The organism is Patulibacter brassicae, from assembly GCF_033949425.1.
GTDB classification, from domain to species: Bacteria; Actinomycetota; Thermoleophilia; order Solirubrobacterales; family Solirubrobacteraceae; genus Patulibacter; species Patulibacter brassicae.
Window position 1 is genome coordinate 570,736 of sequence record NZ_JAXAVX010000001.1, and the last position, 13,004, is coordinate 583,739.

At 73.2% G+C, this 13,004-nt stretch carries 11 protein-coding genes; 7 read left to right on the top strand and 4 right to left on the bottom strand.

Annotation, left to right across the window (positions count from 1 at the left end):
- Nucleotides 1-11 precede the first annotated feature (11 nt).
- From SK069_RS02715 to aroF, 3 genes are all read right to left on the bottom strand, one after another.
- Nucleotides 12-512, bottom strand: coding sequence for a helix-turn-helix transcriptional regulator (locus SK069_RS02715; RefSeq protein WP_319952641.1), 501 nt, complete (start codon nt 510-512; stop codon nt 12-14).
- Nucleotides 513-671: 159 nt separating this feature from the next.
- Nucleotides 672-1,976, bottom strand: coding sequence for a 3-phosphoshikimate 1-carboxyvinyltransferase (gene aroA, locus SK069_RS02720; RefSeq protein WP_319952642.1), 1,305 nt, complete (start codon nt 1,974-1,976; stop codon nt 672-674).
- Nucleotides 1,977-2,041: 65 nt separating this feature from the next.
- The gene (gene aroF, locus SK069_RS02725) at nt 2,042-2,911 is read right to left on the bottom strand and encodes a 3-deoxy-7-phosphoheptulonate synthase (protein ID WP_319952643.1); all 870 of its coding nucleotides are present in this window, start codon (nt 2,909-2,911) and stop codon (nt 2,042-2,044) included.
- Nucleotides 2,912-3,399: 488 nt separating this feature from the next.
- Between aroF and SK069_RS02730 the strand changes: the two genes are divergently transcribed.
- The 7 genes from SK069_RS02730 to SK069_RS02760 all read left to right on the top strand — a co-directional run bounded on the left by SK069_RS02730 (nt 3,400) and on the right by SK069_RS02760 (nt 12,565).
- Entirely contained in the window at nt 3,400-3,975 is a 576-nt protein-coding gene (locus SK069_RS02730; RefSeq protein ID WP_319952644.1) for a PepSY domain-containing protein, read from the top strand.
- A gap of 68 nt (nt 3,976-4,043) precedes the next feature.
- The gene (locus SK069_RS02735) at nt 4,044-5,660 is read left to right on the top strand and encodes an aminotransferase class I/II-fold pyridoxal phosphate-dependent enzyme (RefSeq protein ID WP_319952645.1); all 1,617 of its coding nucleotides are present in this window, start codon (nt 4,044-4,046) and stop codon (nt 5,658-5,660) included.
- A 10-nt stretch (nt 5,661-5,670) separates the two neighbouring features.
- The gene (locus SK069_RS02740; RefSeq protein ID WP_319952646.1) at nt 5,671-7,209 is read left to right on the top strand and encodes a type I restriction-modification system subunit M; all 1,539 of its coding nucleotides are present in this window, start codon (nt 5,671-5,673) and stop codon (nt 7,207-7,209) included.
- A gap of 8 nt (nt 7,210-7,217) precedes the next feature.
- Nucleotides 7,218-8,384, top strand: coding sequence for a restriction endonuclease subunit S (locus SK069_RS02745; RefSeq protein WP_319953091.1), 1,167 nt, complete (start codon nt 7,218-7,220; stop codon nt 8,382-8,384).
- 73 nt (nt 8,385-8,457) lie between these two features.
- The gene (locus SK069_RS02750) at nt 8,458-8,730 is read left to right on the top strand and encodes a type II toxin-antitoxin system Phd/YefM family antitoxin (protein WP_319953092.1); all 273 of its coding nucleotides are present in this window, start codon (nt 8,458-8,460) and stop codon (nt 8,728-8,730) included.
- On the top strand, nt 8,727-9,143 hold the full coding sequence (locus tag SK069_RS02755) for a type II toxin-antitoxin system VapC family toxin (RefSeq protein ID WP_319952647.1): 417 nt from the start codon (nt 8,727-8,729) through the stop codon (nt 9,141-9,143). Before SK069_RS02750 ends, SK069_RS02755 begins: the two co-directional genes overlap by 4 nt.
- Nucleotides 9,140-12,565: a DEAD/DEAH box helicase family protein gene (locus tag SK069_RS02760; protein ID WP_319952648.1), complete on the top strand. Its 3,426-nt coding sequence runs from the start codon at nt 9,140-9,142 to the stop codon at nt 12,563-12,565. Before SK069_RS02755 ends, SK069_RS02760 begins: the two co-directional genes overlap by 4 nt.
- 31 nt (nt 12,566-12,596) lie before the next feature.
- On the opposite strand, the gene SK069_RS02765 is transcribed toward SK069_RS02760, so the two are convergent.
- Nucleotides 12,597-12,992 carry a hypothetical protein gene (locus SK069_RS02765; RefSeq protein ID WP_319952649.1) on the bottom strand — a complete coding sequence of 132 codons (396 nt, stop codon included), beginning with the start codon at nt 12,990-12,992 and terminating at the stop codon, nt 12,597-12,599.
- Nucleotides 12,993-13,004 lie beyond the last annotated feature (12 nt).

The following is a 13,004-nucleotide window of genomic DNA, read 5'->3' on the forward strand; positions in this document are numbered from 1 at the left end:
GACCGCGCGGGTCAGAGCAGGCCGCGCTGGCGCGCCCGCGCGACGGCCTCCGCACGCGTGCCGGCGCCGAGACGCCGGTAGAGCAGCCGGACGTGGCTCTTCACGGTGTTGCGGGAGAGCACGAGCCGCTCGGCGATCTCGGAGAGCGTGAGGTCCTCGGCGAGCAGCACGAGGACGCGGCGCTCGGCGCGCGACGGCGGCGTGCCCTCGCGGGCGTCGGGCTCGCGCGGCGGGGCGACCGGCCGGGCCGTCGCGAGCGCGGACGCCTCGGCGAGCAGCGCGACCGCCCCGTCGCGGTCGCCGTCCTCGAGCGCGACGCGCACCCGGTCGAGGAGGGCGGCCAGGCCATCGCCGGCACTCGGCCGGGGGACCGACGCGGACGCTCGCGAGACGTCGACCGGCTCCCGCCGCCCGTCGCCGCCCCGCACCGGCCAGAGCTGCCCAGCGCGCGGGACCGCCAGCGCCTGCAGGCGCTGGACGGGCGTTCGGCGGGGAGCGTCGTTCGGGGCCATCGGGAGGGCGGTCGGAGGAGGAGGCGATCGCGGCCGGTGCCTCGCCGCGCGTCACGATGACGCGACGGCCCCCGCCCCACCCCGGGGCTACGACGAACGTCCAGGGACGGCACCCGGCGGCCGGTGGAGCGGCGGCTCCGCCGCTCGGGTCCCGGCCGGTCAGCGTCGCTGGAGGCGCGCGAGGTCGTCGCCGAAGCCCGGATAGGAGACCTCGGCGGCCTCCATCCCCACGACCTCCACGCCCTCGCGGGACGCGAGCCCCGCCACGGCCCCGAGCATGGCCAGCCGGTGGTCGCCGTGGGAGTGCAGGGTGCCGCCGCGCAGGCCGCCGGTGCCCTGGACGACGAAGCCGTCGTCGGTCGCCTCGATCTCCGCCCCGAGGCCGCGCAGCCCGTCGACGACGGTCGCGATCCGGTCGGACTCCTTGTGCTTGAGCTCCTCGGCCCCCCGCACGACCGTCTCGCCGTCGGCGAAGGCCCCGAGGAGCGCGACGAGCGGCAGCTCGTCGATGAGCAGCGGCACCTCGTCGCCCTCGACGACGGTGCCCTTCAGCGGGCCGTGGGCGACGTCGAGGTCCGCGACCGGCTCGCCGCGCGGCACCTCGCCGTCGCGGCGCTGCTCGCGCTCCCCCACGACGATCGCGCCCATCCGGTCCAGGACGTCGAGGAAGCCGGAGCGCGTCCAGTTCACGCCGACCTGCTCGACGAGCAGCCGGGAACCGCGGACGAGCACGCCCGCGGCGATCGGGAACGCCGCCGACGAGATGTCGACGGGGACCGCGATGTCCTCGACGGTCAGCTCGTCGACGTGGCCGACGGTGATCGCGTCGCCCGCGCGCCAGAGCGGGACGCCGAGCTGCGAGAGGAGCCGCTCGGTGTGGTCGCGGCTGGCGACGGGCTCGACGACCGTCGTCTCGCCGTCCGCGAGCAGCCCGGCGAGCAGGACGCAGCTCTTCACCTGCGCCGAGGCGACCGGCAGCTCGTACCGGATGCCCTGCAGCCGCTGGCCGTGGACGGTGAACGGCGGCAGCCGCCCGTCGGTCGCGTCGATCCGCGCGCCCATCTCGCGCAGCGGCACGGCGACGCGGTCGACCGGCCGCTTGCGGATCGAGGCGTCGCCGTCGAACGTGAACGAGCGCCCCTCCTGCCCCGCCAGCCAGCCGGCGAGCAGGCGCATGAGCGTGCCGGCGTTGCCGACGTCGATCGTCTCGCCGTGCGCATCGGCCGCCCGCAACCCGCAGCCGCGGACGGTGACGCGGTCGCCGTCGCGCTGGACGAGCGCCCCGATCGTGCGGATCGCGTCGAGGGTCGACAGCGTGTCGGCCGCCGGCAGGTACCCGGTGATCGTGACCGGCTCCGTCGCCATCGCCGCGACGAGCGCGGCGCGGTGGCTGATCGACTTGTCGGAGGGCGGCGTCAGGCGGCCCTTCAGCGGACCGGACGGCTCGAAGCGGACGGTGCTCACGTGGTGGCCCAGTCTGACGGAGCGCCCGGCCGGGCGGGCCCCGCCCGGCCGCGCCGTGCGCGCCGTCACGCGGCGGGGCTGCCGGCGGCCGGCGCGACGACCGGCGCCGGTGCGCGGCCCGCGAGCGCCGCGGCGGCCTCGACCTGTCGCAGGTACGCGGCGAACGTGTCGACCGGCAGCTGCTGGGGGCCGTCGCAGAGCGCCTCCTCCGGTCGCGGGTGCGCCTCCACGATGATCCCGTCCGCGCCGGCGGCCGCCGCGGCGAGCGACAGGGGCAGCACGAGGTCGCGTCGGCCCGCCGCGTGCGACGGATCGACGACCACCGGCAGCGACGTGCGCTGCTTCAGCACCGGGATCGCGGCGATGTCGAGCGTGAAGCGCGTCGCCGTCTCGTACGTGCGGATGCCGCGCTCGCAGAGCAGGACGTCGCGGTTGCCCTCCGCGAGCACGTACTCGGCGGCGAGGAGCAGCTCGTCGATCGTGGCCGCGAGCCCGCGCTTGACGAGCACCGGCGTGCCGCTGCGGCCGATCTCCGTCAGGAGGGGGTAGTTCTGCATGTTGCGCGCGCCGACCTGCACGACGTCGGCCACCGCGGTGACGGCCTCGACGTCGCGCACGTCGGTGAGCTCCGTGACGATCGGCAGGCCCGTCTCCGCCTTCGCCTCCGCGAGGATCGCGAGGCCGTCGCGCCCGAGCCCCTGGAAGCTGTAGGGCGAGCTGCGCGGCTTGTACGCCCCGCCACGGAAGAGCTGGACGCCGGCGGCGGCCAGGCCGCGGGCGGCCTCCAGCGTCTGCTCGCGCGTCTCGACGGTGCACGGGCCGGCGATCGTGGCGAACGCGCCGCCGCCGATCCGTCGGCCGGCGATCTCGAGCGTCGCCTCGTCCGGCGCGGTGGGGCCCGCGGAGGCGGGCGGGGTCGGGATGGTGGTGCTCACGGGTGCTCCTCGGGCCGGCGGGCGCCGGCGCTGCTGGCGGCCGCCGGCGGCGGCCGCGATGGGTCGGGATCGCGCGCCGGCCCGAGCGGCGCGCCACCGGCGGATCACCGTCGGCGGAGGGGGTGCGTACCGGCGCTCGACCGCGTCCTCCCGGGAACGAGGAGCTCACGCCCCGGGACGGTGCCGACGAGCGGCGGGTCGGGGCGTGACGACCGAGCGCCTAGCGAAATCGCCAGGAGCGCCAGGCGCGCGCATAGGCGCCGCCCCGCGGGAACGCGTCGACGACCGGGGCCAGCGCGGCGGGTGCTGCGGAAGCGCTGAGGGCGGTCGTCGCCATCGGCCACCGACGGTAGCAGGCCCCCGCGGAGCGGCCGCCGCGCGTGGGCGCCAACGCGCTCGGGTGGCGCGTTCACGTTCGCTTGAGGGAGGGGCCGTAGGCTGGCTCCACGACGCCGTTCCGGCGTCCCGACCCGATCGAGGAGCCCCCGATGCCCCGTCCGCGCCTGCTCGTCCCCGTCGGCGTCGCCGCCGTCCTGGCCGCTGCCGGCGGCGTCGTCGCCGCCACGAGCGTCGCCGACGACGATCGCCCCGATGCACCGGACGTCGCCGCCGGCGACGTCCGCGACGCCGCCGCCGACCTGCGGCCGATCGCCGGCGACGACGGCCTGACCTACGCCCAGGCCCGCAAGGCGCGCGCGGTGGCCCTGAAGCGCGTCCCGGGCCGCGCCGTGCAGATCGACCGCGACGACGACGGCCGCACGCGCTTCGACGTGCAGGTCATCACCCGCGGCGGAGCGGTCCGCGAGGTCGACCTCGACCGGCGCTACCGCGTCATCCGCGTCGCGCGCGAGGACGACGCCGACGGCCTGACCTACGCGACCGCGGGCCGCGCGGCGGCCGCGGCCACGCGCCACGTCCGGGGGATCGTGACCGACATCGAGCGCGAGGACGAGGGGCGCGCCCGCTACGAGGTGGAGGTCCTCACGCCGGGCTCCCGGGAGCGGACCGTGCGCCTCTCGTCGAGCTACGGCGTCGTGACCGGGAGCTCCGGCGACGACGACTGACCGTCCCGCGGGCCGGCGCCCGGCGACGGCGTAGGTTGGGAGGACGGCGCCCACGGCCGTCCTCCCCCATGACCGAGCCCGACGTCCCCCGCACCCCGCTCGATCCCGCCGCGCAGCTGCGCGCGCCGTACCTCGAGGCCGTCGCCGCGTTCGCCCGCCGCGGCCCCCGGCGGTACTTCGTCCCCGGCCACACCGGGGGGCCGGGCGCCGACCCGGGGCTCCTCGGCGAGATCGGCCGCTCGGCGTTCGCGCTCGACGTCCCGCAGGACATGCCCGGGATCGACGCCAGCCCGATCGGCTGGCCCGGCCTGCCCGCGCCGCCCACGCCGATCGCGCAGGCCGAGCTCCTCGCCGCCGACGCGTACGGCGCGGGACGCAGCTGGTTCCTCACGAACGGCGCCACGCAGGGCAACCACGCGACGATGCTCGCGCTCGCGCCCGAGGGTCGCGAGATCCTCGTCCAGCGCAACAGCCACGGGTCGGTCGTCGACGGGCTCGTGCTCAGCGGCGGCACCGCGCGGTTCGTCGCGCCGGGCTACGACCACGACCTCGGCATGGCGACCGTCGTCTCGCCCCAGCAGCTGCGCGACGCGATCGCCCGGCATCCGGACGCCGACGCCGTGACGCTCGTGTCCCCGACGTACTTCGGGATGGTCGGCGACGTCGCCGGGTGCGCCCGCGTCGCCCACGAGGCCGGGATGCTGCTCGTCGTCGACTGCGCCTGGGGCCCGCACTTCGGCTTCCACGAGGACCTCCCCGGCAGCGCGCTGCGACAGGGCGCCGACGTCGTGCTGACCTCGACGCACAAGCACGGCGGCAGCCTCACGCAGAGCGCGATCCTCCACGTCGGCGACGGCACGGTGGGCCCCCGCCCCGCCGGCCTCGGGCCCGATCGCCTCGCCCGCGTGCAGGACGACGTCGCGCGTGCCCTGCGGATGCTCCGCTCGACGAGCCCGAGCTCGCTGCTCATGGCCTCGCTGGACGGCGCGCGGCGCCAGCTCGCCGCCCACGGGGCCGGCCTGCTCGACGTCACGATCGCGCGGGTCCGCGCGCTCCACAACGAGGTCGGGGCGATCCCGGGCTGCCGCGTCCTCGGCCCGGCGCATCCCTCCGCGCCCTTCCCGGGGGTCGTCGCCCACGACCCGCTGCGCGTCGTGATCGACGTCCGCGAGACCGGGCTGACGGGGCTCGAGGTCCAGCGGCGCCTGCGCGACGAGCTCGACACCGTCGTCGAGCTCGCCACGCACTCGACCGTCGTGCTCGTCATCGGCGTCCAGGCGCCCGGGTCGCTGCTGCGCGAGTTCCCGTCCGCCCTGAAGCGCGCGCTGCGCGCGTCCCGCGCCGCCGGGGCGACCCGACCGCCGACGACCGCGTCGCCGGCCGAGCCGGGCGAGACGGTCCTCACGCCGCGCCAGGCCCACCTCGCCGACCAGGAGCGGGTCGCGCCGGGCGACGCGGTCGGGCGCGTCGCCGCCGAGGCGATCTCCGGCTATCCGCCCGGGATCCCGGCGGTGCTGCCGGGCGAGCGCGTGACCGCCGCCGCGGTCGAGCACCTCGAGACGCTCCGCGACGCCGGCGTACGACTGCACGGCGCGGCCGACCCGGCGCTGGGCACGATCCTCGTCGTCGCGGAGTCCGCCGGGTCGTCGATGGCCCACGTCGAACGAACCGGGCTCGGACGATAGGTTCCGGCGGATGATCACGGGCGAGCTGAAGGCCAAGGTCGACCGGATCTGGGACGCGTTCTGGTCGGGCGGGATCGCGAACCCGCTGCAGGTGATCGAGCAGCTGACGTACCTGCTGTTCATCCGCCGGCTCGACGATCTGCACACGCTCAACGAGAACCGCGCCAACCGGCTCGGCGAGCCGATCGCCGACCCGATCTTCCCCGCGGGCGACGACGAGCTCGGGCGGCCGTACGACGACCTGCGGTGGCGCCGGTTCCGCGAGCGTTCGCCGGAGCAGATGTTCCAGATCGTCGGCGAGCGGGTCTTCCCGTGGCTGCGGCAGCTGGGCGGCCAGGAGTCCACGTACTCGCACCACATGCGCGACGCGCAGTTCGCGATCCAGAGCCCCGCGCTGCTGGCGAAGGTCGTCGACCTGCTCGACGACCTTCCGATGGAGGGCCGTGACACGAAGGGCGACCTGTACGAGTACATGCTCGGCAAGATCGCCTCGGCCGGGCAGAACGGCCAGTTCCGCACCCCGCGCCACATCATCGAGCTGATGGTGGCGATGACCGCGCCGACCCCGAGCGACGATGTCTGCGATCCGGCCTGCGGGACGGCCGGGTTCCTCGTCGCCGCTGCCGAGGAGGTTCGGCGCGCGCACGGTGACGTGGAGCACGTCGAGGCGACGCGCGAGCACTTCCATCACAGCATGTTCCATGGCTTCGACTTCGACAGCACCATGCTGCGGATCGGGTCGATGAACATGCTGCTGCACGGCATCGAGTCGCCGGACATCCGCTACCGCGACTCGCTGTCGGAGGGTTCCGCCGGAGAGGAGGAGCGCTATTCGCTGATCCTCGCCAACCCGCCGTTCGCCGGCAGCCTGAACTATGAGGAGACTGCGCAGAACCTGCAGCGCGTGGTCAAGACGAAGAAGACCGAGCTGCTGTTCCTGGCGCTCTTCCTGCGGCTGCTGAAGCCCGGCGGCCGCGCGGCGGTGATCGTCCCCGACGGCGTGCTGTTCGGCTCGACCAAGGCCCACAAGGAGCTGCGTCGGATCCTCGTCGAGGACCAGAAGCTCGACGCGATCGTGAAGCTGCCCTCGGGCGTCTTCAAGCCTTACGCCGGCGTGTCGACCGCGATCGTGTTCTTCACCAAGACCGAGAGCGGCGGCACCGACGACGTCTGGTTCTACGACGTCACCGCCGACGGCTGGTCGCTGGACGACAAGCGCACCGCGCTGCTCGCCGAATCCCAGCTCGGCCCCCGCCCAACCGAGGCGCTCAGCGACGAGGAGCACGCGAAGAACAACCTGCCTGACGTCCTGGCCCGTTGGGCGCGACGCACCGGCGAGGAGCGCGAGCGCGAGCGGACCGCGCAGAGCTTCTGCGTGCCGAAGGCCGACATCGTCGCCGAGGACTACGACCTGTCGCTGAACCGCTACAAGGAGCTCGAGATCGAGGAGGTCGAGCACCGTCCGCCGGCCGAGATCATCGCCGAGCTCGAGCAGCTCGAAGACGAGATCCGCGCGGGGCTGGAGGAGTTGAAGGGGCTGGTGGGGTGAGGGCAAAGGTGGGGGATGTCGCCGAGCAGATCCGCGGCGTGACGTTCGCCAAGGCAGACGCGATCTCGGAGCCTGAACCTGGTCGCACCGCCATCCTCCGCGCCGGGAACATCACCGATCGGGGACTGGCTCTGCGGGATCTGGTCTACGTCCCGTCGACGAGGGTCGCCGAGCGCCAACGGCTCCGTCCCGGCGACATCGTGATCGCCACTTCCAGTGGGTCGCTGAGCGTCGTCGGGAAGGCTAGCCGGGTCGAGGCACCCATCGACGCGGCGTTCGGCGCGTTCCTCAAAGTGCTCCGCCCGCGACAGGATCGGATCGACCCGTCCTACTTCGCCCACTATTTCCAGACACCCGCGTATCGCCACCGGGTTTCGGCCGCCGCGGCAGGCGCCAGCATCAACAATCTCCGTACCGCCGACCTCGACGAGGTCGAGCTCCCGCTCCCGCCGCTCGACGAGCAGCGCCGGATAGCCCGGATTCTCGACGCCGCCGATGATCTTCGCGTCCGGCGCCGGCGGTCCATCAACGCTCTCGGGCAGCTCGGGGAGGCGATCGTGCCGACCAGCCCTCCGACTCAGGCTCAACTGGGCGACCTGCTGGATCGCATCGAATCGGGCCGCAGTCCGGTGTGCGAGACGCGACCGGCGGAGTCGGGCGAGTGGGGTGTCCTCAAGCTTGGCGCTGTCTCGTCGAGCGAATACCGTCCAAGCGAGAACAAGGCGATGCTCTCAGCCGAGGTACCCGACCATGACCTCGTGGTGGCGGCCGGAGACATTCTGCTCGCCCGCAAGAACACACTCGAGCTCGTCGGCACTTCGGTGTTCGTCTCATCAACCCCGCCAAGGCTGCTGCTGCCGGACCTGATCTTCCGTCTGGTCCCACGTACCGATGCGCCGGTTACCGCGCGCTACTTGCAGGCAGCGCTCGCCCAGCCCGAGGTTCGTCATCAGATTCGGCGACTTGCCGGGGGCAGCGCTGGATCGATGCCGAACATCTCGAAAACCCGCTTGCTGACGGTTTCAATCGGTGTTCCGCCTTTGGAAGTTCAGAAGCGATTCGACGAGGCGTCGGAAGCCGCTGGCCGCCGCCTCCGCGACGCCCGCGAACACCTCGCCCAGCTCGACGCCCTCTTCGCCTCGCTTCAGCAGCGCGCCTTCGCGGGCGAGCTCTAGCCTCACCGCCGAACAACCCCACGAGCCTCTGCGGCCGAGGTACTGTCCAGACTGGACAGCAACGGAGGTGAGCATGTCGACCTGGCAGCTCCAAGAGGCCAAGCAGCAGTTCAGCGAGGTGGTCCGCCGGACCCTGGACGAGGGGCCGCAGGTCGTGACGCGCAACGGCGAGGAGGTCGTCGCCGTGGTGCCGATCGCGGAGTGGCGCGCCGCGCAGGGGACGCCCGAGGAACCCGACCTGCACCGGTGGCTGTTGGACGAGGGACCGAAGTCCGACGAGCTGGCGGACGCGATCGACGCGGCCCGCACGGACTGGCACGACCGCGGCCCGCTCCTGGAACCGTGAACGGCTGGCTGCTCGACACGAACGTCCTCTCCGAGCTGCGCCGGCCGCGGCCCGATGACCGCGTTCGTGCCTGGGCAGCCTCCGCGCCAGCCCCACGGCTCTTCCTGAGCGTCATCGTCGTCGGCGAGATCCGCAAGGGCATCGAGCGCGTCACGCGCCGGGACCCGGCCCAAGCGCAGTCCCTCGAGACGTGGCTCACCGGCCTGCTCACCGCCTTCGCCGGGCGGATCGTTCCCGTCGATCTCGCCGTCGCCGACCGTTGGGGGCGGATCGAAGCCGCTCGACCCACCCCGGGAGCCGACGCGCTGCTGGCCGCCACCGCGATCGTCCACGACCTGACGTTCGTCACCCGCAACGTGCGCGACGTCGAAGGCACCGGCGCGCGGTTGCTGAACCCCTGGGAGGTGGCATGAACACCCCGGTGCGTCGACCACCGTCGAACTTCGCGTTCTTGAAGGACGGCTGGCCGGAGCTGACCCTGGAGGCGGCGAAAGCCGAGCGCAACGCCGCGATCGACCCGCGCGCCGCGTGCTTCTATGCCCGTCGCGCGATCGAGCTGACGGTCCAGTGGCTCTACGACGCCGACCGATCGTTGCAGCGCCCGTACAAGCGTGACCTGGCGGCGATGCTCTTCGAGCCGACGTTCCAGAACGCGGTCGACGAGCGCGTCCGGGTGAAGATGGACCTGCTGCGCAAGCAGGGCAACAGCGCCGTCCACGATCGGCGCGCGGTCGCCGCCGACAGCGCACTCGCCGCCGTCCGCGAGCTCTTCCACGTCCTGCACTGGCTCGCCCGGACGTACGCGCGCGATCCCGCGCACCGCCCTCCCGACGGCCACCGGTTCGATCCGGCGGCGGTTCCGCGCCCGCCGACCGCCGAGCAGCGGCAAGCCTCGCGCGAGGAGCTGCAGCGTCGCCTAGGCGAGCAGGCTCGCCGCGACGCCGAGCTGGAACGCACCCGGTCCGAGAACGGCGCGCTGCAACAGGAGCTCGAGCGCCTGCGTGCCGAGGTCGCGGACGCCAAGCGCCTCGCCGCCGCGGCGCCCGACACGCACGACTACGACGAGCAGCAGACCCGCGACCACTACATCGATCTGCTGCTGCGCGAGGCCGGCTGGGCGCTCGCCGACCCGCGCGACGTCGAGTTCCCGGTCGACGGCATGCCCAACGGACAGGGCCGCGGCTTCGTCGACTACGTCCTGTGGGGCGACGACGGCCTGCCGCTCGCGCTCGTGGAGGCCAAGCGCACCCGACGCAACCCGCAGGAGGGGCAGCAGCAGGCAAGGCTCTACGCCGACGCCCTGGAGCAGCGGTTCGGCCGTCGCCCGGTCATCTTCTACTCCAACGGCTACGAGACCTGGCTGTGGGACGACGCCCGCCACCCGCCGCGGCGCGTGGAAGGCTTCTACACCCGCGGCGAACTGGAGCACCTGCAGCAGCGCGGCTCCTCCGCGCTGCCGCTGGCCGATGCGGCGATCGACACCACGATCGTCGAACGCCACTACCAGCAGCGCGCGATCCGGCGGATCACCGAGTCCTTCGAGCAGGACGGCCGCCGCAAAGCGCTCGTCGTCATGGCCACCGGCGCCGGCAAGACGAGGACGGTCATCGCCCTCACGAAGCTCCTGATGGACGCCGGCTGGGTGAAGCGCGCCCTGTTCCTCGCCGACCGGATCGCGCTGGTCAACCAGGCGGTCGGGGCGTTCAAGACCCACCTGCCGAGCGTCCCGACGGTGAACCTCGTCACCGAGAAGCACGCCGAGGGCCGCGTGTACGTCTCGACGTACCCCACGATGCTCGGGCTGTTGGACGACGCGGACGCCGACGGACACCGGCGCTTCGGACCGGGCCACTTCGATCTGGTCGTCATCGACGAGGCCCACCGCTCCGTCTACCGCAAGTACCGCTCGATCTTCACGTACTTCGACGCGCTGCTGGTCGGGCTGACCGCCACGCCGCGCGACGAGGTCGACCGCGACACCTACGGGCTCTTCGACCTGGAGCCCGGGGTGCCGACCGACGCCTACGGCTTGGACGACGCGGTCCGCGAAGGATTCCTGGTGCCCGCCCGAGCGATCGACGTGCCGCTGAAGTTCCCGCGCTCGGGCGTGCGCTACGACCAGCTCACCGCGGAGGAACAGGAGGCCTGGGAGGAGGAAGACTGGGGCGACGGCGGAGCCCCCGACACCGTTCCACCCCAGGCCGTCAACCGGTGGCTCTTCAACGCCGACACGGTCGACAAGGTCCTCCAGGTGCTCATGGAGCGCGGGCGCAAGGTCGCCGGCGGCGACCGGCTCGGCAAGACCATCGTCTTCGCGACCAACGAGGCGCACGCACGCTTCATCGCCGAGCGGTTCGACGTCAACTGGCCCGCCTACAAGGGCGCGTTCGCCCGCGTCATCACCTACCGCACCGAGTACGCCCAAAGCCTTATCGACGCATTCTCGGTCACCGATGCCGACCCGCAGATCGCCGTCAGCGTCGACATGCTCGACACCGGCATCGACGTGCCCGACGTCGTCAACCTCGTGTTCTTCAAGGAGGTCCGGTCCAAAACGAAGTTCTGGCAGATGCTCGGCCGGGGGACGCGGCTGCGACCCGATCTGTACGGAGCCGGCGACGACAAGCAGGACTTCCTCGTCGTCGACGTCTGCCGCAACGTCGAGTACTTCAGCCAGGACCTGCCCCCGGACGCCGGACCGGTGGCGCCATCGCTGCGGGCGCGCGTGTTCGAGCTGCGCGTCGAGCTCGCCCTGGCGCTCGATCGAGACCGCGACGACGACGGCACCACGTCGACGGCTGGGCTGCGGCGTGACACCGTCGCGCTGCTTCGTGAGCAGATCGCCGGAATGGACGTCGATACCGTCCAGGTGCGACCCCACCGACGGCTCGTCGAGCGCTACGCGGCCGCCGACGCCTGGACGGGCAGCCTCGACCCCGAGCAGGGACGCGAGCTCGTCGCGTCGTTGTCCGAGTTGCCGACCAGCGTCGCCGATGACGGCGAGGGTGCGCGGCGCCTGGACCTGTTGATCCTCCGTCTGCAACTCGGTCGCTTGCGGCCCGAGGTCGACACCGATCGTGCCCGCCGGACGGTGCAGGACATCGCCGAAGGGCTCCTGCGGCAGCTCGCGATCCCGGCGATCCGTGAACGGCAGCACCTGCTCGAGGAACTCGCGGGCGACGAGTGGTGGGTCGACGTGACCCTGCCGATGCTGGAGCGTGCCCGCCGTCGCGTGCGTGGCATTGTCCACCTGCTCGAGAAGGGCACCCGGAGGATCGTCTACACCGACTTCGCCGACGAGCTCGGCGCGATCACCGACGTCGAGGTGCCAGGGATCGGGGCGCCGGCGACCGACTTCGAGCGGTTCCGCGAGAAGGCTCGCGTCTACCTGCGCACCCACCTGGACCACGTCGCGGTGGCGAAGCTCCACCGCAACCGCCCGCTGACCCCGGTCGATCTCGACGAGCTGGAACGCGTGCTGCAGGAGGCCGGCGGTGCGCCGGAGCAGATCGCCGCCGCCGGGAACGGCCACCTCGGTCTGGGCGGGTTCGTGCGTAGCCTCGTCGGCCTCGATCGCGCCGCTGCGACCGAGGCGCTCAGCACGTTCGTGGTCGGCCGCACGCTCACCGCCGCGCAGCACGACTTCCTCGACCACGTCGTCGCGCACCTGACCGTCAACGGAACGATGACGGCCGCCGCGTTGTACGGGCCGCCGTTCACCGGCGTCGCGCCCAACGGTCCCGAATGGCTGTTCGCGGACCCGGAGGTCGATGCGCTGCTCGACACGCTCCGCCGCGTATCGGACAACACGATGCCGCAGCCGGACGCGGCGTAGCTCCCTCGACCTCGACGCCGCCGGAAGCGAGTCAGGCCGCGTCGACGGCGATCGCGCGCTGCAGCGCGCCGCGCAGCCGCGCGGTGACCCGGCGCCGCTCGGCGAGCTCGTCGAGCGCCTCGCCGTTCGGATCGGCGAGCGCCAGCGGGTCGGGCTCCCAACGGGAGAGCTCGGCGCCGGTCTCGATCGCGTGGATCGCCCGGTCGCGGACGTCCGCCTCCAGCGCGTCGTCGTCGAGCTGGACCGCGGCGAGCGCGATCCAGAACGACGCGGCGAGCGCCACGTCGCCGGCGACCTCGTCGGCGTAGTCGTCGATGAGCCTCGAGGTCGCGCGGGCGGGGCCGTCGCCCCGGGCCAGCGCGTCCTCCCAGTCGCTGCGCACGTCGGCGGCGAGGTCGTCGTCGAAGATCCCGGCTCCCCAGGCCATGGACCGACGGTA

Excerpts from the sequence above, each read along its gene's own strand:
- SK069_RS02715 (WP_319952641.1), bottom strand. The coding sequence starts at position 512 with ATGGCCCCGAACGACGCTCCCCGCCGAACGCCCGTCCAGCGCCTGCAG.
- SK069_RS02730 (WP_319952644.1), top strand. The coding sequence starts at position 3,400 with ATGCCCCGTCCGCGCCTGCTCGTCCCCGTCGGCGTCGCCGCCGTCCTG.
- SK069_RS02735 (WP_319952645.1), top strand. The coding sequence starts at position 4,044 with ATGACCGAGCCCGACGTCCCCCGCACCCCGCTCGATCCCGCCGCGCAG.
- SK069_RS02740 (WP_319952646.1), top strand. The coding sequence starts at position 5,671 with ATGATCACGGGCGAGCTGAAGGCCAAGGTCGACCGGATCTGGGACGCG.
- SK069_RS02750 (WP_319953092.1), top strand. The coding sequence starts at position 8,458 with ATGTCGACCTGGCAGCTCCAAGAGGCCAAGCAGCAGTTCAGCGAGGTG.
- SK069_RS02760 (WP_319952648.1), top strand. The coding sequence starts at position 9,140 with ATGAACACCCCGGTGCGTCGACCACCGTCGAACTTCGCGTTCTTGAAG.
- SK069_RS02765 (WP_319952649.1), bottom strand. The coding sequence starts at position 12,992 with ATGGCCTGGGGAGCCGGGATCTTCGACGACGACCTCGCCGCCGACGTG.